General features: G+C 64.7%; 17 protein-coding genes and 2 pseudogenes. 6 read left to right on the top strand and 13 right to left on the bottom strand.

The window, feature by feature from the left end; all coding sequences use genetic code 11:
* Window positions 1-42: 42 nt before the first annotated feature.
* Window positions 43-963, bottom strand: coding sequence for a LysR family transcriptional regulator (locus RX327_RS06760; protein WP_028332983.1), 921 nt, complete (start codon window positions 961-963; stop codon window positions 43-45).
* A 192-nt stretch (window positions 964-1,155) separates the two neighbouring features.
* Here RX327_RS06760 and RX327_RS06755 point away from each other — a divergent pair, with 192 nt between their 5' ends.
* Window positions 1,156-1,497, top strand: a complete 342-nt coding sequence (locus RX327_RS06755) for a muconolactone Delta-isomerase family protein (RefSeq protein WP_244482161.1) — start codon at window positions 1,156-1,158, stop codon at window positions 1,495-1,497.
* A 57-nt stretch (window positions 1,498-1,554) separates the two neighbouring features.
* Window positions 1,555-2,049 carry a hypothetical protein gene (locus RX327_RS06750; RefSeq protein ID WP_028332981.1) on the top strand — a complete coding sequence of 165 codons (495 nt, stop codon included), beginning with the start codon at window positions 1,555-1,557 and terminating at the stop codon, window positions 2,047-2,049.
* A 172-nt stretch (window positions 2,050-2,221) separates the two neighbouring features.
* Here the strand turns inward: RX327_RS06750 and RX327_RS06745 are convergent.
* Window positions 2,222-2,678, bottom strand: a pseudogene (locus RX327_RS06745) (Lrp/AsnC family transcriptional regulator).
* A 158-nt stretch (window positions 2,679-2,836) separates the two neighbouring features.
* Between RX327_RS06745 and RX327_RS06740 the strand changes: the two are divergent.
* Window positions 2,837-6,313 (top strand): indolepyruvate ferredoxin oxidoreductase family protein, encoded by a 3,477-nt coding sequence (locus RX327_RS06740; RefSeq protein WP_317249825.1) that lies wholly within the window; start codon window positions 2,837-2,839, stop codon window positions 6,311-6,313.
* On the opposite strand, the gene mctP is transcribed toward RX327_RS06740, so the two are convergent.
* The 4 genes from mctP to RX327_RS06720 all read right to left on the bottom strand — a co-directional run bounded on the left by mctP (window position 6,284) and on the right by RX327_RS06720 (window position 10,304).
* Window positions 6,284-7,774, bottom strand: a complete 1,491-nt coding sequence (gene mctP, locus RX327_RS06735; protein ID WP_317249824.1) for a monocarboxylate uptake permease MctP — start codon at window positions 7,772-7,774, stop codon at window positions 6,284-6,286. The two genes, RX327_RS06740 and mctP, sit on opposite strands and share 30 nt — an antisense overlap.
* A gap of 12 nt (window positions 7,775-7,786) precedes the next feature.
* Window positions 7,787-7,972 carry a DUF3311 domain-containing protein gene (locus RX327_RS06730; protein ID WP_028332977.1) on the bottom strand — a complete coding sequence of 62 codons (186 nt, stop codon included), beginning with the start codon at window positions 7,970-7,972 and terminating at the stop codon, window positions 7,787-7,789.
* A 145-nt stretch (window positions 7,973-8,117) separates the two neighbouring features.
* Window positions 8,118-9,089, bottom strand: a complete 972-nt coding sequence (locus RX327_RS06725; protein ID WP_050385173.1) for a tripartite tricarboxylate transporter substrate binding protein — start codon at window positions 9,087-9,089, stop codon at window positions 8,118-8,120.
* A gap of 303 nt (window positions 9,090-9,392) precedes the next feature.
* Window positions 9,393-10,304: a LysR family transcriptional regulator gene (locus tag RX327_RS06720; RefSeq protein ID WP_317249823.1), complete on the bottom strand. Its 912-nt coding sequence runs from the start codon at window positions 10,302-10,304 to the stop codon at window positions 9,393-9,395.
* A gap of 143 nt (window positions 10,305-10,447) precedes the next feature.
* On the opposite strand from RX327_RS06720, the gene RX327_RS06715 reads away from it, so the two are divergent.
* From RX327_RS06715 to RX327_RS06705, 3 genes are all read left to right on the top strand, one after another.
* The gene (locus RX327_RS06715; RefSeq protein WP_317249822.1) at window positions 10,448-11,596 is read left to right on the top strand and encodes an HlyD family secretion protein; all 1,149 of its coding nucleotides are present in this window, start codon (window positions 10,448-10,450) and stop codon (window positions 11,594-11,596) included.
* A gap of 330 nt (window positions 11,597-11,926) precedes the next feature.
* Window positions 11,927-13,546, top strand: a complete 1,620-nt coding sequence (locus RX327_RS06710; RefSeq protein WP_317249821.1) for an MDR family MFS transporter — start codon at window positions 11,927-11,929, stop codon at window positions 13,544-13,546.
* Window positions 13,547-13,573: 27 nt separating this feature from the next.
* Window positions 13,574-14,032, top strand: coding sequence for a carboxymuconolactone decarboxylase family protein (locus tag RX327_RS06705; RefSeq protein WP_317249820.1), 459 nt, complete (start codon window positions 13,574-13,576; stop codon window positions 14,030-14,032).
* Window positions 14,033-14,187: 155 nt separating this feature from the next.
* On the opposite strand, the gene RX327_RS06700 is transcribed toward RX327_RS06705, so the two are convergent.
* The 7 genes and pseudogenes from RX327_RS06700 to RX327_RS06670 all read right to left on the bottom strand — a co-directional run bounded on the left by RX327_RS06700 (window position 14,188) and on the right by RX327_RS06670 (window position 19,834).
* Window positions 14,188-15,048, bottom strand: coding sequence for a D-amino-acid transaminase (locus tag RX327_RS06700; protein WP_317249819.1), 861 nt, complete (start codon window positions 15,046-15,048; stop codon window positions 14,188-14,190).
* 180 nt (window positions 15,049-15,228) lie between these two features.
* Window positions 15,229-15,961 (bottom strand): annotated as a pseudogene (locus RX327_RS06695) (amino acid ABC transporter ATP-binding protein).
* Between the two features lie 69 nt (window positions 15,962-16,030).
* Entirely contained in the window at window positions 16,031-16,723 is a 693-nt protein-coding gene (locus RX327_RS06690; protein ID WP_317249818.1) for an ABC transporter permease subunit, read from the bottom strand.
* A 3-nt stretch (window positions 16,724-16,726) separates the two neighbouring features.
* Window positions 16,727-17,458, bottom strand: a complete 732-nt coding sequence (locus RX327_RS06685; protein ID WP_317249817.1) for an amino acid ABC transporter permease — start codon at window positions 17,456-17,458, stop codon at window positions 16,727-16,729.
* Between the two features lie 151 nt (window positions 17,459-17,609).
* A complete protein-coding gene (locus RX327_RS06680; RefSeq protein ID WP_317249816.1) occupies window positions 17,610-18,527 on the bottom strand; it encodes an amino acid ABC transporter substrate-binding protein in 918 nt (305 codons plus the stop codon).
* Between the two features lie 30 nt (window positions 18,528-18,557).
* Entirely contained in the window at window positions 18,558-19,421 is an 864-nt protein-coding gene (locus RX327_RS06675) for an alpha/beta hydrolase (RefSeq protein ID WP_317249815.1), read from the bottom strand.
* Entirely contained in the window at window positions 19,418-19,834 is a 417-nt protein-coding gene (locus tag RX327_RS06670) for a hypothetical protein (RefSeq protein WP_028332966.1), read from the bottom strand. The genes RX327_RS06675 and RX327_RS06670 overlap by 4 nt, the downstream gene beginning before the upstream one ends.
* Between the last annotated feature and the right edge of the window lie 176 nt (window positions 19,835-20,010).

Raw genomic sequence — 20,010 nt, 5'->3', positions numbered from 1 at the left:
CGCGGTGTCGTCACGCTTCGTTCCACCCATCCTACATTTGGCTCATCGCGCGGCTCCCGGCCGGCGCTTCACATGATCGATGAAGGCGCGCAGCTTCGGCATGATCTGGCGGTGACCGGGATAGTAGAGAAACACGCCCGGCGTGGTCGGCGCGAATGGCTCCAGCACGCGGACGAGCTTCTTCTCCTTCACAGCGCCTGATATCAGCGGTGCGGGGACTTGCGCGAGACCCACGCCTTCGATGGCGGCGCCGACCAGCGTCGGGAAATCATGGCCGATGAAGGATCCCGACACGGCAAGCTCGATCGAACGGCCGTTGTCGTTCAGCGACCATGGCGCGAGCCCGCCGTTCGATCGCCGGAGCCGCAGGCACGCGTGCGCGCGCAGATCGTCCGGACGCTTGGGCCGGCCGCGGCGTGCGAGATAGTCCGGGCTGCCGACGATGGCGAACGGGAACGGCTTGGTCAGTCGCACCGCGACCATGTCCGGGTTGATGAACTGGCCCATCCGGATGCCGGCATCGAAGCCGCCGGCGGCGAGGTCGACCAATTCCTCGCTGGCGGCGAGCTCGACCTCGATCTCGGGATAGGCCTTGCAGAACGAGGCGATCAGCGGCTCCAGCAGGATCGGCACCACCGAGCGCGGCACCGTGAGGCGCAACAGCCCGGCGGGCTTCTGCCCGAGTTCGCGCGCCGCCCCACTCGCCGCGACCAGTTCCTCGAATGCCGGTCTTGCGCGCGCCAGAAACCGTTCGCCGGCGTCGGTCAGCCCGACGCTGCGGGTGGTGCGGATGAACAACACGGCGCCGAGGCGCGCCTCGAGGGCGCGCACCGCCTGGCTGATCGCCGACGGCGTGACGCTGAGCTCGGCCGCCGCGCGGCGAAAACTGCGGTGCTGCGCGACGGCCAGGAATGCCTCGACGCCGTCGAGCGCGCCTTGCCGGACTGTGAAGTTCTGCTTCATGGCCTGTGAACATTATCGCGAATAGTCGCTCGCGGAAAGCCACCCTACATCGGAGCCACAAGCAGCGGCAACGCGACGCGCGCTGCTCCACGCAACATCACGACACCCGTCGCGAGCGAAGACCTGCGACCGATGCGAACAATCCGTCACACAATCCTGGCTCTCACCCTCACTTTGACAGGCACCACTTCCATGACTGCACCATCCCCTGCGCAAGCACAAGCCACCTCCACCGTCACCACCGGCGTGATGGTCATCCTCACCGCGAAAGCTGGCGTCACCCGCGATCAGGTGATGGCCGTGATGCCGGACGAAATCCGGCAGACCGTGCAGCTCTATCTCAACGGCAAGATTCGCGAATGGTATTCGCGCTCCGACGGGCGCGGCGTGGTCTTCCTGTTCGATGCCAAGGATCCATCCGAGGCGCACGCGATCATGGAAGGCCTGCCATTGTCCAAGCTCGATCTGATGGATCACGAGTACATCGGGGTCGGCCCGCTGCTGCCGCTCCGCCTGCTCGTCGCCAAGCCCTGAGCGTCAAGGTCCTGAACGCAAGCCAACCGAACCGATCGACAACAAGGAAATCCGCCGATGCCCCCGGGCTTCAATCTTCCATTCGTCCTCAGCGTCGCCGGCGCGTTTCTGACAAGTGCTGTCGTGGCCGTCACCTATGTCTGGCCGGCAGTCCGCGCGATGCCACGTGACAGCGCGCTCCGACTACTCGCAGCGTTCCATGCGTTCCGGTTCCTGGGCATGAACTTCATGGTGGCCGGGTTCGTGTCGCCGCACTTGAGCGCGGATTTCGCAAGCGAGGTCGGATGGGGCGATCTCGTCGCCGCCGTTCTCGCTCTGCTCGCGATGGCGGCGCTGTCCTGGCGGTGGGCGATCGCGATTCCGATCGTCTGGCTGTTCAACATCTGGGGCACGCTGGATCTGCTCAACGCCTATTACATGGGCGTGAAGATCGGCGATCCCGGCCTGTTCGGCGCGGGCATCTACATTCCGGCGCTCTACGTGCCGCTGCTGCTGGTCAGCCATGTCATGGTGTTCATGCTGCTGACGCGCACCAAATCGGCGGAGGCGTAGATGCCGCATCAAACATCGTCGTCCCGGCGAAGGCCGGGACCCACACTCCGCAGCCGATGTGGTGGACGGGACCCGTCGTTCCAGTCCCGCGCAACAATGCGTATTCGTGGTTATGGGTCCCGGCCTACCCCGGGACGACAGCGCATGTATGGCGCGGCCGTCGCGGCACACTTCAGAACGGCAACGCCACACCCGTCTTGATCTCCTTCAGCACAACATTGCTGCGGACGTAGCGGATGCCGGGGATGCGGAACATGAACTCGTCGAGGAAGCGATTGTAGGCGGCCATGTCCTGCACGACGACGCGCAGATGATAGTCGGCGTCGCCCGTGGTCGCAAAGCACTCCAGCACCTCGCGGCGCGTCGTGACCCTGGCCACGAACTCGTCGACGAACTTCGCGTCATGCCGCTCCAGTGAGACGTGGAGGATGGCCGACATCGCAAAGCCCGCCTGCTCTCGCGCGACCAGCGCCGCATAGCCGCGAGATGACGCCGGACTCTTCCAGCGCACGGACCCGGCGCCAGCACGCCGAGGTCGACATCCCGACGGTTTCCGCAAGCTGCTGGTTGGTGGCGCGGCCGTCCTTCTGCAACTCGGCGAGGATTTTCTCGTCCTGCCCTTCGACCATTGCGAGCCTCTCCGACTTGGTAAACTCTACCATACTATCCCACTTTTCGCAACATCTTGCCGATTTCCCCTCGACGAATGAATGGATAGGTAAGACCTACCAAGCCCACAGGCATAGCCTAGTCGGATCAAACATCGCGAAACCCGGAGGGGTCAGTCATGGGCCAGATGCCGCTGCTCGACGCCTATCAGCTGTCCGAGCGCTACAGCCGCGAACAGGGCCGCGTCTTCCTCACAGGCACGCAGGCCATCGTCCGCATCGCACTCGATCAGGCGCGGCGCGACCGCGCCGCCGGCCTCAACACCGCGGGCTTCATCTCCGGCTATCGCGGCTCTCCGCTCGGCGGCGTTGACCTCGAACTGTGGCAGATCGGCGAGCAGCTCAAGGACAGCCGCATCGAATTCCTGCCCGCGGTGAATGAGGACCTCGCGGCGACAGCGGTGCTGGGCTCGCAGCAGGTCGAAACGCAAGCCGACCGCGAAGTCGATGGCGTGTTCGGGCTCTGGTACGGCAAGGGCCCCGGCGTCGATCGATCCGGCGATGCGCTCAAGCATGGCAACGCCTATGGCTCCTCGCCGCATGGCGGCGTGCTGGTGGTCGCCGGCGACGACCATGGCTGCGTCTCCTCTTCGATGCCGCACCAGTCCGACGTCGCCTTCATGAGCTGGTTCATGCCGACGCTGCATCCGGCAAGCGTCGGCGAATATCTGGCGTTCGGCGAATATGGCTATGCGCTGAGCCGTTTCTCCGGCATGTGGGTCGGCTTCAAGGCGATCTCGGAGATCGTGGAATCAGGCGCCTCCGTCGAACTGCGGCCGCCACGCCGTTTCGTGCAGCCGGATTTCGTGCCGCCTCCCGGCGGCCTGCACTATCGTTGGCCCGACCTCCCGGGCCCGCAGATCGAGGAACGGCTGGAGGCGAAGAAGCACGCGGTCTACGCCTTCGCCAAGGCCAACCCGATCGACCGCCACATCTACGACATTCCGAACGCCACCTACGGCATCGTCACCACGGGCAAGGCGCATCTCGATCTGATGGAGGCGTTGCGGCTGATAGGCCTCGACGAAGCGGCCTGCCGCAGCATCGGCATCGACGTCTACAAGGTCGGCATGGTCTGGCCGCTGGCGCTGCATGATGCGATGGACTTCGTGAAGGGCAAGCGCGAGATCCTCGTGGTCGAGGAGAAGCGCGGCATCATCGAGAGCCAATTCAAGGAATATTTCTACGACTATCCCGGTAGCAAGCCCGAACGCATGGTCGGCAAGCACGACGAGCGAGGGGCAAGGCTGATCTCCTGGATCGGCGAATTGTCGCCGCGGGCGCTCGCTTCTGTGCTCGCGCGCCGGCTCGACCCGATGTTTCCGGAGCTGCAGCTCGCCCGCCGCGTCGCCGCACTGGTGCCCGAGAGCGACCGCATGATCGCGGTGCCGGGCGCAACGCGAACGCCGTATTTCTGCTCGGGATGCCCGCACAACACGTCGACGAAAGTGCCGGAGGGATCCAAGGCCCTCGCCGGCATCGGCTGCCATTTCATGGCGAGCTGGATGGACCGCGAGACCTCCTCGCTGATCCAGATGGGCGGCGAGGGCGTGAACTGGGCGGCATCGTCGAGATTCACCGGCAACAAGCACGTGTTCCAGAATCTCGGTGAAGGCACCTATTATCACTCCGGCTCGATGGCGATCCGGCAGGCGATCGCAGCCAGGGCCAACATCACCTACAAGATCCTGTTCAACGATGCCGTCGCCATGACTGGCGGCCAGCCGGTCGACGGCCCGGTCAGCGTGCAGGCCATCGCCCACAGCGTCCGCGCCGAGGGCGTGGCGCGTATCGCGCTGGTGTCGGATGATCCCGCACAGTTCTCGCCTGCCGGCCTGCCGACCGGTGTCACCATCCATGGGCGCGAGGAGATGGATGCCGTGCAGCGCGAGCTGCGCGACGTCTCCGGCGTGTCCGTCCTGGTCTATCAGCAGACCTGCGCCACCGAGAAGCGACGCCGCCGCAAACGCGGGCAGATGGCCGATCCTAAACGCTTCGCCTACATCAACGACCTCGTCTGCGAAGGCTGCGGCGACTGCTCGGTCGAATCCAACTGCCTCAGCGTCGAGCCGAAGGAGACGCCGTTCGGCCGCAAGCGTCAGATCAACCTGTCGGCCTGCAACAAGGATTTTTCCTGCCTCAACGGCTTCTGCCCGAGCTTTGTGACCGTCGAGGGCGGCAAGCGGCGGGCGAAGAGCGCGAGCGCGATCGATCCGCTGACACGCGCAGCTGCGCTGCCGGTGCCGGAGCTCGCGGGACTCGAGCGCCCCTACGATCTGCTGGTGACCGGCGTCGGCGGCACCGGCGTGATCACGGTTGGCGCGCTGATCGGCATGGCTGCGCATCTCGAACGCCGCGGCGTCTCGGTACTGGACTTCACCGGCTTCGCGCAGAAATTCGGTCCCGTGCTGAGCTATCTGCGGCTGGCGGCTACGCCCGACGCGCTGCATCAGGTGCGGATCGACCAGGGCGCGGCCGACGCGCTGATCGGCTGCGACCTCGTCGTCAGCTCATCGCCGAAGGCGTCCGGAACCTACTGGAAAGGCACGCGCGCTGCGCTCAACACCGCGGAGATGCCGACCGGCGACGTCGTCCGCTTCCGCGACGCTGATCTCGCCTCGCCGGTTCGCTTGCGCGCGATCGAGCGGGTGATCGGGTCGGGCAACCTCACCATGATCGACGCCAACGCGCTGGCCGAGCGGCTGCTCGGCGACAGCGTGTTTGCCAACATCATGATGCTCGGCTTTGCTTGGCAGCAGGGCCTGGTGCCGGTCTCGCTGGAGGCGCTGACCCGCGCGATCGAACTCAACGGCGTCGCCGTCGAGCGCAACAGGCAGGCGCTGGCCTGGGGCCGGATCGCCTTCGCCGATCCGGAGTTCTTGCCGAAGGCCGACGGTGCTGCGGCCGATGTGCCCGAAACGCTGGAGCAGGTGATCGCTCGGCGCGCGGATTTCCTCAGGTCGTATCAGGACGCGGCCTATGCCGCGCGCTATCGGGCGACGATCGACCGCGTACGGCGCGCCGAAGTGGCGCTCGGCAGCGAGACCTTGACCGACGCCGTGGCCCGGTCGCTGTTCAAACTGATGGCGTATAAGGACGAATACGAAGTGGCGCGGCTGCATATGCAGTCGCGCTTCCTCGACGAGCTCAGCCAAGAATTCGACGGCGACTTCACGGTGCAATATCACCTTGCACCGCCGTTCCTTCCGGCACGGCGCGATGCACGGGGACGGCCGAGGAAGCGCGCATTCGGGCAGTGGATCCAGACGCCGCTGCGGCTGCTGGCAAACCTGAAGGCACTGCGCGGCACGGCGTTCGACGTGTTCGGCTACACCGCCGAGCGCCGCACCGAGCGCGAGTTGATCACCTGGTATGAGGCATTGATCGAGACCATGCTCGGCAAGCTCGACAAGGCACGGCTGCCCGATCTCGTCGCGCTGGCAAAGGCGCCGATGGAGATCCGCGGCTATGGGCCGGTGAAGGACGCCGCGATCGAGAAGACCAGGGCGGAGGTCGCGCGGCTCACCGCGCGACTTATCTCCGCCCCGTCAGACCAAGGCGACGGCTCAGGCCGCCGCGCGGCGCTTGGCGGGTGATATCAAGCCGACCACGACGGTCGCGAGCACCGCCACGACGATGTTGAGCAGCAACGCGCCGAGGCCGACATAGAAGCTGTAGCTGGCATCGCCGAGCGTGATGCTGGCGAGCGGCTTCAGCCCGTTGCTCCACGCGGTGTACGTGCCCCAGCCGATGCCGACCGCCCAGCCGAGCAGCAGCCCTTCGGCGCGGAACCAGACGGTGAACAGCCCGAACACCAGCGCCGGCAGGGTCTGCACGATCCAGAGGCCGCCGAGCAGTTGCAGGTCGAGCGCATATTGCGTCGGCAGGAACAGGATGAAGGCGAGCGCGCCGACCTTGACCACCAGCGATGTGATCTTCGCCACCGACGCCTCGCCGGCATGCGAGATGTCCGGATTGACATAGGACTTCCAGACATTGCGGGTGAAGAGGTTCGCGGCACCGATGCTCATCACCGCCGCCGGCACCAGCGCGCCGATCGCGATCGCCGAGAACGCAAAGCCCGCGAACCATTCCGGAAACAGCGTCTTGAACAGCATCGGCACCACGTCGTTCGGCGATGTCACCTTGATGTTGGCGGCATAGGCCATGTAACCGAGCAGCGCGATCAGGCCGAGCAGCAGCGTATAGGCCGGCAGCAGGATCGCATTCTTGCGGATGGTATCCGCCGACTTCGAGGCGAAGATGCCGGTCAGCGTGTGCGGATACATGAAGGCGGCGAGCGCCGAGCCCAGCGCCAGCGTCGCATAGGGTAGATACTGCGAAGGCTTCAGCGTCAGCCCAGTGGCGCCGCCCTTGGCCGTGAAGGCGTCGTTGGCGGCCGAGAACACCGCGCCATAGCCGCCGAGCTTCGCCGGCACCACGACTACGGCGGCCAGCACCACGATGTAGATCATGATGTCCTTGACGAAGGCGATCAGCGCCGGCGCCCGCAGGCCGGAGCTATAGGTATAAAGTGCGAGGATGACGAAGGCGGCGATGATCGGCAGTTCGCCTGATAGCCCCATCGCCTTGATCACGACCTCCATGCCGATCAGCTGCAGCGCGATGTAGGGCATGGTCGCGACCAGGCCGGTCAACGCCACCGCGAGCTCGAGCGCACGCGAGCCATAGGCGCCGTGGACGACGTCCGCGGCGGTGACGTAGCCGCTGGCATGCGCCTTCTTCCACAGCACCGGCATGACGGCGAACACGAAGGGATAGACGATGATGGTGTAGGGCAGCGCGAAGAAACCATAGGCGCCGACCGCATAGACCAGCGCCGGCACCGCGATCACGGTGTAGGCGGTGTAGAAATCACCTCCGACCAGGAACCAGGTGATCCAGGTGCCGAACTGGCGGCCACCGAGGCCCCATTCGTCGAGATGCTCGCTGACCGGGGCGGATTTCCAGCGCGCCGCGAAGAAACCCATCACGGTGACGAGCGCGAAGAAGAAGATGAAGACGCAGAGCGCTACCCAGGCGATGTGATCGGTCATGGTGTCTCCCCCTCACCGCTGCTCGTCGGCATCGGGCCGGCGGCTGCGATAGACCAGCCAGATCAAGAGCGAGGAGATCGGCACCCAGGCGAGCTGGTACCAGTAGAAGAAGGGAAAGCCGAACAGGGAGGGCTCGACGAAATTATAGAACGGCACCCACAGCAAGCCGATGAACGGCAGCAGCAACAAAATCCACATGGCCTACTCTTTGACGCAAGACACAGCTCAAGGCGGGAGGTTCCGCTGATCGTGGCAACGATCCAGGAACCGGTTCGTTGCGTCTAGAATCACGGTTACGGCAATGCGACGCAAAAAGATGTGATCATCACCTGGTGCATGCCGCCTATTCGGCCTTGATGCCGGCGTCCTTTATCACCTTGCGCCAGCGCGCCTCCTCGCCGGCAAAATAGCGGTCGAGTTCGGCCGGCGGAGAGGCCACCATCACCAGGCCCTCATTGACGCTGAGCTTCTTGAAGGCCTCCGCCTGCACGGCCTTGGCCGCCGACTTGTTGAGGCGGTCGATGATGTCCGGCGGCGTGTTGGCCGGCGCGTAGAGGCCGTACCAGGATTCGGCGACATAGCCGGATGCGCCGGCTTCCGAGACCGTCGGCAATTGCGGGAACGCGGGCGAGCGTTCGGCCGACGTCACTCCGATCGCGCGCAGCTGCCCGGCCTCGACCAGCGAGGCGCAGCTTGCCACCGTGGTGAACATCACCTGGATCTGGCCGCCCAAGAGGTCGGTGATGGCAGGCGCCGCGCCCTTGTAAGGAACGGTGGTGAGATTGACCCCGGCCATGTGCTTGAACAGTTCGCCGGCGAGATGCGCCGAGGTGCCGGTGCCATAGGTGCCGTAGGACAGCTTTTCCGGATCGGCCTTCGCGGCCGCGATCAGATCGGCAATCGACTTGATCGGCGAAGCGGGATTGACCACGACGACGTTGAATGAGCGCGCCACCAGCGCCACGGGTGCAAAATTCTTGTGCGCGTCATAGGGCAGCTTGCTGTAAAGGCTCGGATTGACTGCGTTGGCGAAGGTCGCCATCAGCAGCGTGTAGCCGTCGGCTGCGCTCGCCGCGACGCTCTGCGTGCCGATGATGGTGCCGGCGCCCGGCTTGTTCTCGATGATGACGGTGACGCCGAGATCCTTCTGCATCTCCTGCGCCAGCGTCCGCGCGACGACATCGGTGCCTCCGCCCGGCGCGAACGGCACCACGATCTTGACGATGTGGTCTGGATAGGCGGCGCGCGCCGGCAGTTGCAGCAGCAGGTTTGCCGCGAGCGCGAACAGGAGTGATGCGAGAAGACGAAGCGGCATGGCAGGCCCCGGCGGCAGACGCTGCCGTCTTCATACACGCGAACGCCATGCAAGGGATGCCGGGCCGTCATGACGCGGTAGGAAAGCGCTCTGCTGCTAGTTCCGTCATCCGGGGTGGCGCGACGGGCCGCGAGCTTGCGGATGTCTGACTCACCGGTCGTGCAACACACACACTGTCGTCCCGGCCTAGTGCGCAATTGCGCACGGGGGGCCGGGACGACGAACAGAGAGAAATGCGACCAGCTCCATCACCGGAGCGCGGAGGCCGCTCAGTGCAAGCGTGCCTACCCTGCACACCTCCCATCACGAGTACGGATTGATCAGCTTCTGCTGCTCGGTGGCGTGACGGACCAGGAGGTCGATGAAGGTCCTGACCTTCGCCGACAGATGATGGCGATGCGGATAGACCGCGTTCATGGTGAGCTCGACCGGCCGGTATTCGGGCAGCAGGCGGACCAGTTGTCCCGACTCCAGCTCGTCGCGGACCAGGAAGCCGGCCGCGAGGAAGACGCCGACGCCGGCCAGCGCCGCGAGCTTCAGGGTTTCGCCGCTGTTCGAAATCAGATTTCCGGAGACGCGCACCGCAGCCGGCGTGCCCTTGCGGTCGGCGAAGCGCCACTCGTCGCCATAGGGATAGTTGGCGTGGCGCATGCAGTTGCGCGCAGAGAGGTCGGCCAGCAGCGTTGGCTTGCCGTGCTGTTCGATATAGCCGTGCGAGCAGCACAGCACGTGGCGCCAGGTGGCAAGGCTCCGCACGATCAGGCTCGAATCCGGCGGCGGCACCATGCGCACCGCGAGATCGTAGTTCTCGTCGATTAGATCTGCGTTGCGCTCGCCGATCGTGAGATCGACCTTGACCTCGGGATAGGTGGCGAGGAACTCGGCCACCGCGGGCGACAGGAACTGGACGAGATGGGTGTTGGTGAAGATGCGCAGCGTGCCTCGCGGCACCGATTGCTGCGCGCCCGCGATGTCGTCGGCCTGCTCGATGTCGGCGAGGATCTGGACGCAGCGGTCGTAATAGGCCTGGCCGACCTCGGTGAGGCTGACCTTGCGCGTGGTGCGGTTGAGCAGCCGGGCGCCGAGGCGGTCCTCCAGCGACTGCACGTGATTGCTCACCATGGTGGTGGACATGTTGAGCTTGCGGCCGGCGGCGGAGAAGCCGCCGGTATCCACGACCCGGACGAAGGCGGTCAGGCTGGTCAGGCGATCCATGCGGCAAGGTCCGGATTATCAGCGCTGGCTTGATAATGCTTCCAGTTTTATCGGGATTATCACAGCGGGGAGGACATTGCATCTAAGGGGCCGTACTGGGCGCCCTTTCTGGAAGGACGCGAATGTTCGACCCGGAGGCTGTCATGTCGACCACCACTTATGTCCCTGAAGATTCGGCCAAAATCGGCCTCCGCCCGTCGCGGAAAGCGATCAAGCGGGCAGCCCTCGGGCTCGTCGCCATCATCGGCGTCGCCGTGGCAGCCGACTTTGGCTACGACTACGTCACCACCGGCCGGTACCTCGAATCCACTGACGACGCCTATGTGAAGGCCGATTCCACGATCGTCGCGCCGAAGGTGTCCGGCTACATCGCCCGTGTGCTGGTCACCGACAACCAGCCGGTGAAGGCCGGCCAGTTGCTGGCTGAGATCGACGACCGCGATTACCGCACCGCGCTCGGCCAGGCCAAGGCCGATGTCGACGCCGCCAGCGCCTCCGTGCGCAACATCGATGCCCAGCTCGAGCTGCAACAGCCGATCATCGAGCAGAGCACGGCTGACGTTGCTGCCGCGGATGCCAATCTGAAATTCGCACAAGAGGAGCGCGCCCGCTACGACGACCTCATGAAGTCGGGCTCCGGCACGATCCAGCGCGCGCAGCAGACGGACGCGGCGCTACGCGCCAGCAGCGCGCAATTGCAGCACGCGAAGTCGGCGCTGTCGGCGGCGCAGCGCAAGGTCGACGTTCTGACCACGCAGCGCGCCCAGGCCGCAGCGCAGGTGGACCGCGCTCGCGCGGTCGAGCAGCAGGCCGAGCTCAACCTGTCCTACGCCCGGATCACCGCGCCGGTCGACGGTACGGTCGGCGCCCGCTCGCTGCGCGTCGGGCAGTATGTGCAGGCCGGCACCCAGCTGATGGCGGTGGTGCCGCTGGACGCGGTCTATGTGGTCGCCAATTTCAAGGAGACGCAGCTGACCCATGTACGCAACGGCCAGCCGGTCGAGCTCACGGTCGACAGTTTTCGCGGCACCACGCTGAAGGGCCATGTCGACAGCCTGTCGCCGGCGAGCGGACTGGAATTCGCATTGCTGCCGCCCGACAACGCCACGGGCAACTTCACCAAGATCGTGCAGCGCGTTCCGGTGAAGATCGTGCTCGACGACCACAGCCTCACCGGCCTGCTTCGCCCCGGCATGTCCGCGGTGCCGACCATCGACACCAAGGCGACCGTGCTGGCCGAGCGCGAAGAGAAGCGGCGGCTGGCGTCGGCGACGCGGGCGAACGGCGGATAGAGACTACGGTCAACGATAAGAGTGCGAACTTTCTTCGCCTCTCCCGCCTGCGGGGGAGGCCGACGTGCGCGTAGCGCGCGGCGGGTGGGGGCTCTCCCCACGACACGACTCGCGGAGAGAGCCCCCACCCCACCCTTCGCGCTAGCGGGAGAGGGAGCCTGACAGGCGTGCCCATCTCACGAACTGACGGCTGGCAGACGAAGGATCTGCGTCACGCGTCGTAACAGCGCCCGATTATCAACCGCGACAGAACAATCCTTCCAGTCTTTCTCGGATTATCGAAAGTGGCCGCCTAATACATCTTGCGTGTGCAAGCGAGAGAACACGCCGATGACCGCACTTCAGCCCACAGCCGCCGACGCAGCGAACGCCGCCGCACTCCCCGCCCCCGCCACGCCGGCGGCGCCGGCGATCCCGACAAAAACCTGGATCGCGGTGATCGGCGCAACGCTTGGCGCCTTCATGGCGGTGCTGAACATCCAGATCGTCAACGCCTCGCTCGCAGACATCCAGGGCGCGATCGGCGCCGGTATCGACGACGGCGGCTGGATCTCGACCTCCTATCTGATCGCCGAGATCGTAGTGATCCCGCTGTCCGGCTGGCTGGCGCAGGTGTTCTCGATCCGCATCTACCTGCTCACCAACGCGATCCTGTTCCTGGTCCTGTCCGCGGCCTGCGCACTGGCGCATGATCTGTCGCAGATGATCGTGCTGCGCGCCATCCAGGGCTTCACCGGCGGCGTGCTGATTCCGATGGCCTTCACGTTGATCATCACCCTGCTGCCGCGCGGAAAGCAGCCGGTGGGCCTCGCGCTGTTCGCGCTGTCGGCGACGTTCGCACCGGCGATCGGCCCGACCATCGGCGGCTATCTCACCGAGAATTTCGGCTGGCAGTACATCTTCTACGTCAACCTCGTTCCCGGCGCGGTGATGATCGCGATGCTGTACGTCTCGCTCGATCCGAGCCCGATGAAGCTATCGCTGATCCGCCAGGGCGACTGGGCCGGCATCGTCACGATGGCAATCGGCCTATCGGCGCTGCAGACCGTGCTCGAGGAGGGCAACAAGGACGACTGGTTCGGCTCACCCTTCATCGTCAAGCTGTCGGTGATCGCGGCGGTGGCGCTGACCGCCTTCCTGATCATCGAGCTCACGGTGAAGAAGCCGCTCTTGAACCTGCGCCTATTGGTACGCCGCAATTTCGGCTTCGGCATGCTCGCGAACTTCCTGCTCGGCATCGCGCTCTACGGCTCGGTGTTCATCCTGCCGCAGTATCTGTCACGCATCCAGGGCTACAATGCCGAGCAGATCGGCATGGTGCTGGCCTGGACCGGACTGCCGCAACTGGTGTTGATCCCGCTGGTGCCGCGGCTGATGCAGCGCTTCGATGCGCGCATCGTGATCGGCGTCGGCTTCGTGCTGTTTGCGGCCTCCAACTTCATGAACATCTACATGACCAGCGACTACGCCGCCGACCAGCTGCTGTGGCCCAACATCGTTCGCGCGATCGGGCAGGCACTGGTCATGGCGCCGCTGTCGGCAGTGGCAACCGCCGGCATCGAAGCCGAGAACGCAGGCTCGGCGTCGGGCCTGTTCAACATGATGCGCAACCTCGGCGGCGCGGTCGGAATTGCGATCTTGCAGACCGTTCTGACCAAGCGCGAGCAGTATCACTCCAACGTGCTGATGCAGTCGGTCTCGCTGCTGGAACAGGCCACGCGGAACCGGATTGAGCAGCTGACGCAGTATTTCATGAACCACGGCGTCGCCGATCAGGCCGCGGCCGCCCACCGCGCAATCGCGGCGATCGGCAAGATCGTGCAGAAGCAGGCCTATATCCTCGCTTTCAGCGACACCTTCTATCTGCTCGGCATGGCACTGATCATCGCACTCGCGGCGACACTCTTCCTGAAGAAGCCGGGCCAGCTCGCTGGCGGCGGTGCGCACTAACCCAAACCACAACCACGGAGAACGACCATGAAGCCGCGCATGAACTTCTACCAGGCCGCACCCGAGACCATCAAAGCGCTGGTCGCGGTCGAAAACCAGATAGCTGCGACCGGCATCGAGAAATCGCTCATCGAGCTGGTCAAGATCCGGGCGTCGCAGATCAACGGCTGCGCCTTCTGCATCAACATGCACAGCGAGGACGCGCGCAAGCGCGGCGAGACCGAGCAGCGCATCTACCTGCTCGATGCCTGGCGCGAATCCCCGCTCTATACCGAACGCGAGCGCGCCGCGCTGGCCTGGACCGAGTCGGTGACGCTGGTTGCGGAGACGCATGCGCCCGACGCCGACTATGAGGCGGTGCGCGCCCAGTTCTCGGACAGCGAACTGGTCAACCTGACCACGCTGATCGGCGCGATCAACGCCTGGAACCGGATCGCCATCGGCTTCCGCGCGGTGCATCCGGTGAAGGCGAAAGCGGCGGCGTGAGGACCATACTCTCAGCGATATATTCCGCTGTCATGCCCCGCTTCATGCGGGGCATCCAGTACGCCGCGACGCCTCGGCTCAAGCACCGCCGTCTCTGGAATACTGGATCGCCGCGGTCGCGCCGGGCGATGACAGCGTAAAGTGCGGCGACGGTCCTAAACCGCCGTCGCGCGGGCGAACTCGACGTAGATCTCGCGCAGGCGGTCGGTGATCGGGCCGACCTTGCCGCCTCCGACCTTCTTGCCATCGATCGCGACCACGCCCTGCACGAAGACGGAAGCGCTGGTGATGAAGGCTTCCTTGGCGGCGAGCGCTTCCTCGATCGTGAAGGCGCGTTCCTCGACGCGGAGCTGGCGCTCCTCGGCCAGCGCGATCACGGCCTTGCGGGTGCAGCCGGGCAGGATCGCGTTGCCGTTCTGCCGGGTGACGATGACGTCGTCCTTCGTCAGGATGAACGCCGACGACGAGCCACCCTCGGTGACGTAGCCATCCTGCAGCATCCAGGCCTCGCCCGCGCCGGCTTCTGCCGCGGCCTGCTTCGCCAGCACCTGCGCCAGCAGCGCCACGCTCTTGATGTCGCGGCGTTCCCAGCGGATGTCAGGCACCGTGATGACATTGATGCCGGTCTTCGCCGCCGCCGCGTTGATAATGTCCTTCTCGGACGTGAACATCACCAGCGTCGGCTTGACGTCGGCCTTCGGGAAGGCGAAGTCGCGGCCCTTGTCGGCGCCGCGGGTGACCTCGAGATAGACCATGCCGTTGACGAGGTCGTTGCGCGCAACCAGCTCCTTCTGGATCTCCTCGATCCGCTCAAGCGTCTCCGGCAGCGCGAGCTGGATCTCGCCGACCGAACGCTTGAGCCGCGCCAGGTGCGAGGCGTTGTCGATCAGCTTGCCCTCGAGCACCGCCGCCACCTCGTAGATGCCGTCGGCGAACAGGAATCCGCGGTCGAAGACCGAGACCTTGGCCTCCGAATGCGGCACGAACGAGCCGTTGACGTAAGCGATCTTTTCCACGCGAGTTCTCCTGCGGACGAAGGGGGTTTCAGGCCTTCGTATACGCAAATTGTTAACGGGGGAAAACCCTGTAGCCGCCGTCATTCCGGGGCGATGCGCAGCATCGAACCCGGAATCTCGAGATTCCGGGTTCGCCCCTTCGAGGCGCCCCGGAATGACTGGCGGAGAGACTCCCTCAGCTCAGTGCTGCAAGATCTTCGACAAGAACTTCTGCGCGCGGTCGCTGCGCGGCTTGCCGAAGAAGTCTTCCTTCGCCGCGTCCTCGACGATCTCGCCGCGGTCCATGAAGATCACACGGTTGGCGACCTTGCGGGCAAAACCCATCTCATGGGTGACAACCATCATGGTCATGCCCTCATGAGCGAGATCCACCATGACGTCGAGCACCTCGCTGACCATCTCCGGATCGAGCGCCGAGGTCGGCTCGTCGAACAGCATGACGATCGGGTCCATCGCCAGCGCGCGGGCGATCGCGACGCGCTGCTGCTGGCCGCCGGACAGGTTCGGCGGGAAACTTCTTCGCGTGATCCTTCAGCCCGACGCGCTCCAGAAGCTTCATGCCCTTGGCGGTGGCATCCTCAGCCTTGCGGTCGAGCACCTTCTCCTGCGCGAGGCAGAGATTGTCGATGATCTTCAGGTGAGGAAACAGCTCGAAGTGCTGGAACACCATGCCGACCCGCGAACGCAGCTTCGGGAGGTTGGTCTTGGGATCGTTGACCTTGATGCCGTCGACAAGGATGTCGCCGCTCTGGAACGGCTCCAGCGCATTGACGCATTTGATCAGCGTCGACTTGCCCGAGCCGGAGGGGCCGCAGACCACGACCACCTCGCCCTTGGTGACGCTGGTGGTGCAATCGGTCAGCACCTGGAAGCTGGGGCTGTACCATTTGTTGACATGGCTGATTTCGATCATGATGGCTCAGCTTTTTTGTTTAGGCATGACCTTGTCGGAAAACCGGTTCCCACTTTTCCGGGTCATGCCTCAGCGAACGATGGCGATGCGCGCCTGCAGGCGCCGGACGCCGTAGGACGCGATACAGGAGATGGTGAAGTAGACGATTGCTGCGAACAGGTACATCTCGACCAGGCGCCCGTCGCGCTGCGCCACCTTGCTGGCCGCTCCCAGAAAGTCGGTGATAGAAAGCACGTAGACCAGCGAGGTGTCCTGGAACAGCACGATGGTCTGCGTGATCAGAACCGGCAGCATGTTGCGGAAGGCCTGCGGCAACACGACGTAACGCATGCTCTGCGCGTAGGTCAGCCCCAGCGCACTCGCCGCGGCCGGCTGTCCGCGCGAGATCGACTGGATGCCGGCGCGCATGATCTCGGAGAAATATGCCGCCTCGAACATGATGAAGGTGATGAGCGAGGATGCGAAAGCGCCGACGCTGATCGGGCGCGAGGCGCCGGTCACCCACTGCCCGATATAGGGCACCAGGAAGTAGAACCAGAAGATCACCAGCACCAGCGGCAGCGAGCGCATGAAGTCGACATAGACGCCGGCGATGCGGCCGAGCAGCTTGTAGCCGGAGAGCCGCATCAGCGCGATCAGGGTGCCGAACACCAGGCCGCCGAACGCTGCGAGCGCGGTCAGCGTCAGCGTGAAGGTCATGCCCTCGAAGAACAGATAGGGCAGTGCGCGGCGGATGACGTCGAAATCGAGATTGCCGAACATCGCTTATTTCCCCGTGATGTAGCCGGGGATCGCGACCCAGCGCTCGAGAAAGCGCATTCCGGTCACGACGACGGCGTTGACGAGGAGGTAGAGGATGGTCGCGGCGGTGAAGGCCTCGAACACCTGGAACGAGAATTCCTGCATCGAGCGCGCCTGTCCGGTCAGTTCGAGCAGGCCGATGGTGATCGCGACCGCCGTGTTCTTGATGGTGTTGAGGAATTCAGAGGTCAGCGGCGGCAGGATGATGCGGAATGCCATCGGCAGCAGCACGTAGCGATAGGTCTGCACCGTGGTCAGACCCAGCGCGGTTGCGGCCATCTTCTGCCCGCGCGGCAGCGAACCGATGCCGGCCTGCAATTGCACGGCGACGCGGGCCGACATGAAGAAGCCGATGCCGATCGCCGCCGTCCAGAACGGCGCGTTCGGCAGCTGCTTCAGCCAGGTGCCCGCAGCTTTCGGCAGCAGTTCCGGCAGAACGAAGTACCACAGGAAGAGCTGCACGAGCAGCGGCATGTTGCGGAAGAATTCGACACAGCAGAAGCCGATCCACGACGCCGTCCGCGACGGCAGCGTGCGCAGCACGCCGATCACCGAGCCGGACACCAGCGCGATGATCCAGGCCAGCACCGACACCTTGAGGGTCAGCACCAGGCCCGACAGCAGCATGTCGAGATAGGTGCCGGTCCCCATCGGGTTCGGCTGAAGGAAGATGTGCCAGTTCCAATTATAGTTCACAGGTCCCCCACGCGGCCGTGCCGGTCACGCATAACGCCGGCATCGCGCGCGGCGTCTATGCAAATGTCCGGCCATTCTCCTCCAAAAATGGCCGGACATGCTAACTTTCAGGACCCGCTCCCAAAAGGGGGCGACGGGTCATACGCAGCGGTCAGTTGACCAGATAGGCATCCGGATCCGGAGAGTCCGACGGCTTCGCAAACTGCTTCTTCATCTCCGGTCCAGCAGGCGTGTTGAGGTTCAGGCCCTTCGGCGGGATCTTCTGGGTGAACCACTTGTCGTAGATCTTCTGGGCTTCGCCGGACGTATAGAGCGCCGCCGTCGCCGCATCGACCGCCTTCTTGAAGGCTGGGTCGTCCTTGCGCAGCATGATGCCGTAGGGCTCGGGCTTGGAGAACGCATCCTTGGAGATGACGTAGTCGTCCGGGTTCTTCGAGCCGGCGACGAGGCTCGCCAGCAGGATGTCGTCCATGACGAAGGCGACCGCGCGGTCGGTCTCGACCATGAGGAAGGCTTCGGCGTGGTCCTTGGCCGGAATGATGTTGGCGCCGAGGCCCTTCGCGACGTTGGCTTCGGTGAGCTGCTTGATGTTGGTGGTGCCGGCGGTCGAGACGACGGTCTTGCCCTTGAGATCGTCGATCGACTTCAGGCCGCTCGACTTCTTGAAGACATAGCGGCTGGCGGTCAGGTAGTGGGTGTTGGTGAAGGCGACCTGCTTCTGGCGCTCGGCATTGTTGGTGGTCGAGCCGCATTCGAGGTCGATGGTGCCGTTGGCCATCAGCGGGATACGCGTCGCCGACGTCACCGGGTTGAGCTTGACCTCGAGCTTGTCGAGCTTGAGCTCCTTCTTCACGGCGTCGACGATCTTGTAGCAGATGTCCATCGCGAACCCGACGGGCTTCTGGTTGTCGTCGAGATAGGAGAACGGAATCGAGGAATCGCGGAAGCCGAGCGTGATCGCCCCGGTGTCCTTGATGTTCTTCAGCGTGCCGGTCAGCTCGTCGGCTTGCGCCTGGCTCGCGCCGAGCGCGGCGGCGAGCGCGAAGCCGATCAGATAGTTGCGTGTCATACGTCTACTCCTTGCGTGGAAACGGTCGTTCTAGTGCGTGAGAATATCAGCGAGGACGGGTGCGATATAGCGGCGAAACTGCTCCGGATGCTCGCTCATCGGAAAATGACCGAGCTGCTCCATGATCGTGACGCTGGCGCCCCCTATTGCCGCTGCCGTCCGCCTCGTGTCCTCAGGCGTGCAGGAGAAATCATACTCGCCCGTGAGGAGATACAGCTTGCATACTTTAGTATCGATTGACGCGACCCGGCCGCGCAGGTCGCCGTCGACACGGTAGAAATAGAGGTCGCCCTTGAAGATGCCGGGGCCGCCCTGCTTGTAGCCCCACAGCGTCTCGTTGCGCGAAGCTTCCGGGCCGCCAGGCGCGATCAGCCCGGACACCAGGGCGGCGCAGACCTCGCCGCCATGAACGTCGGGCCGGTTCAGCCAGGCCGTGTCGTACCAGGGCTGCTGGAAGTCCGCAGCCTCGAGCCCGATCAGCGCCCGGAACTCGGCGGCATGTTCGATCGCAAGGTTGAGCACGATGCGGCCGCCGATCGAGCAGCCCATCACCACAGGCTTCTCCAGCCCCAACGCCCGACAGAAAGCGCGGATGGTCTCGGTGTAGCGCGCAGTGGTGAGTTGGTATTCATCGCCGGTCCAGCTCATCGGCGGATTCGACTTGCCATGCCAGGGCATATCGAAGGCAATGATGCGGAAATTTTCGGCAAATTGCGCGTCCGCGAGCAGATGGCGCCACTGCCGCGCATCCGATCCCGCGGTGTGCAGGCAGACCAGCGGAATGCCCGCGCCGTTCTCCTCGAAATAGATGCGGTGCAGCTCGCCGCCGATCTCGACGTGAACGTAGCGGCCGACCATCGCCTCGATGTGGCCGTTCATGATCTTGCCGCTCATGATACGGCCGCCGCGAAATGCTGCCGCGGCAGCGCCAGCAGGTCCTTGAAGTATTGCAGATGCGCCATGAAGGGATGCAGGTCGCCTTCCAGCACCGCCTCGCCGCGCTTGGTCAGCGCCAACAGATCGTGCCAGCCGGGTTTTGGCTCGGCCTGCCAATAGGCGGACCAGGCCTGCGGCGTCGCGCGATAGGAAAAGCGCCAGGAGCGCATCAGGACTGGCGAAGGCACGAACTCGACAATACGCCCGGCGCGGATCGCGGCATGAAACGGCCGCGCCATCGGGCCGAGCAGGCAGTCGCAATCGAGCAGCCGCCCGCGCGCGACCAGCCGAGGGGCCTCGTCGAGCAACGCGGGAAGGCCGGCAAACGCCCTCGTCACAGCGTCGTCGGTGGCGTCAGGCGATGGCGTCATCTGTCGGGGAAGCTTCCTGCGGCGGACAACCTATGATGACCGGAAGGGCACAATCCCGCAAGGCGCCGATGCCTTTGGGTTCCCTTGATTATTCGCTTGACCAAACCCGGCTTGCCGGTCATGCGCGCGCACGCCGCGCCCTCTCCGCATGTTGCCGGGAACGGCCAATCCGTCAG

The sequence above is a fragment of the Bradyrhizobium sp. BEA-2-5 genome (assembly GCF_032918025.1).
Classification (GTDB): Bacteria; Pseudomonadota; Alphaproteobacteria; order Rhizobiales; family Xanthobacteraceae; genus Bradyrhizobium; species Bradyrhizobium pachyrhizi.
The sequence above is the reverse complement of the archived record's forward strand: the minus strand, read 5'-3'. Positions and strand labels throughout refer to the sequence as shown.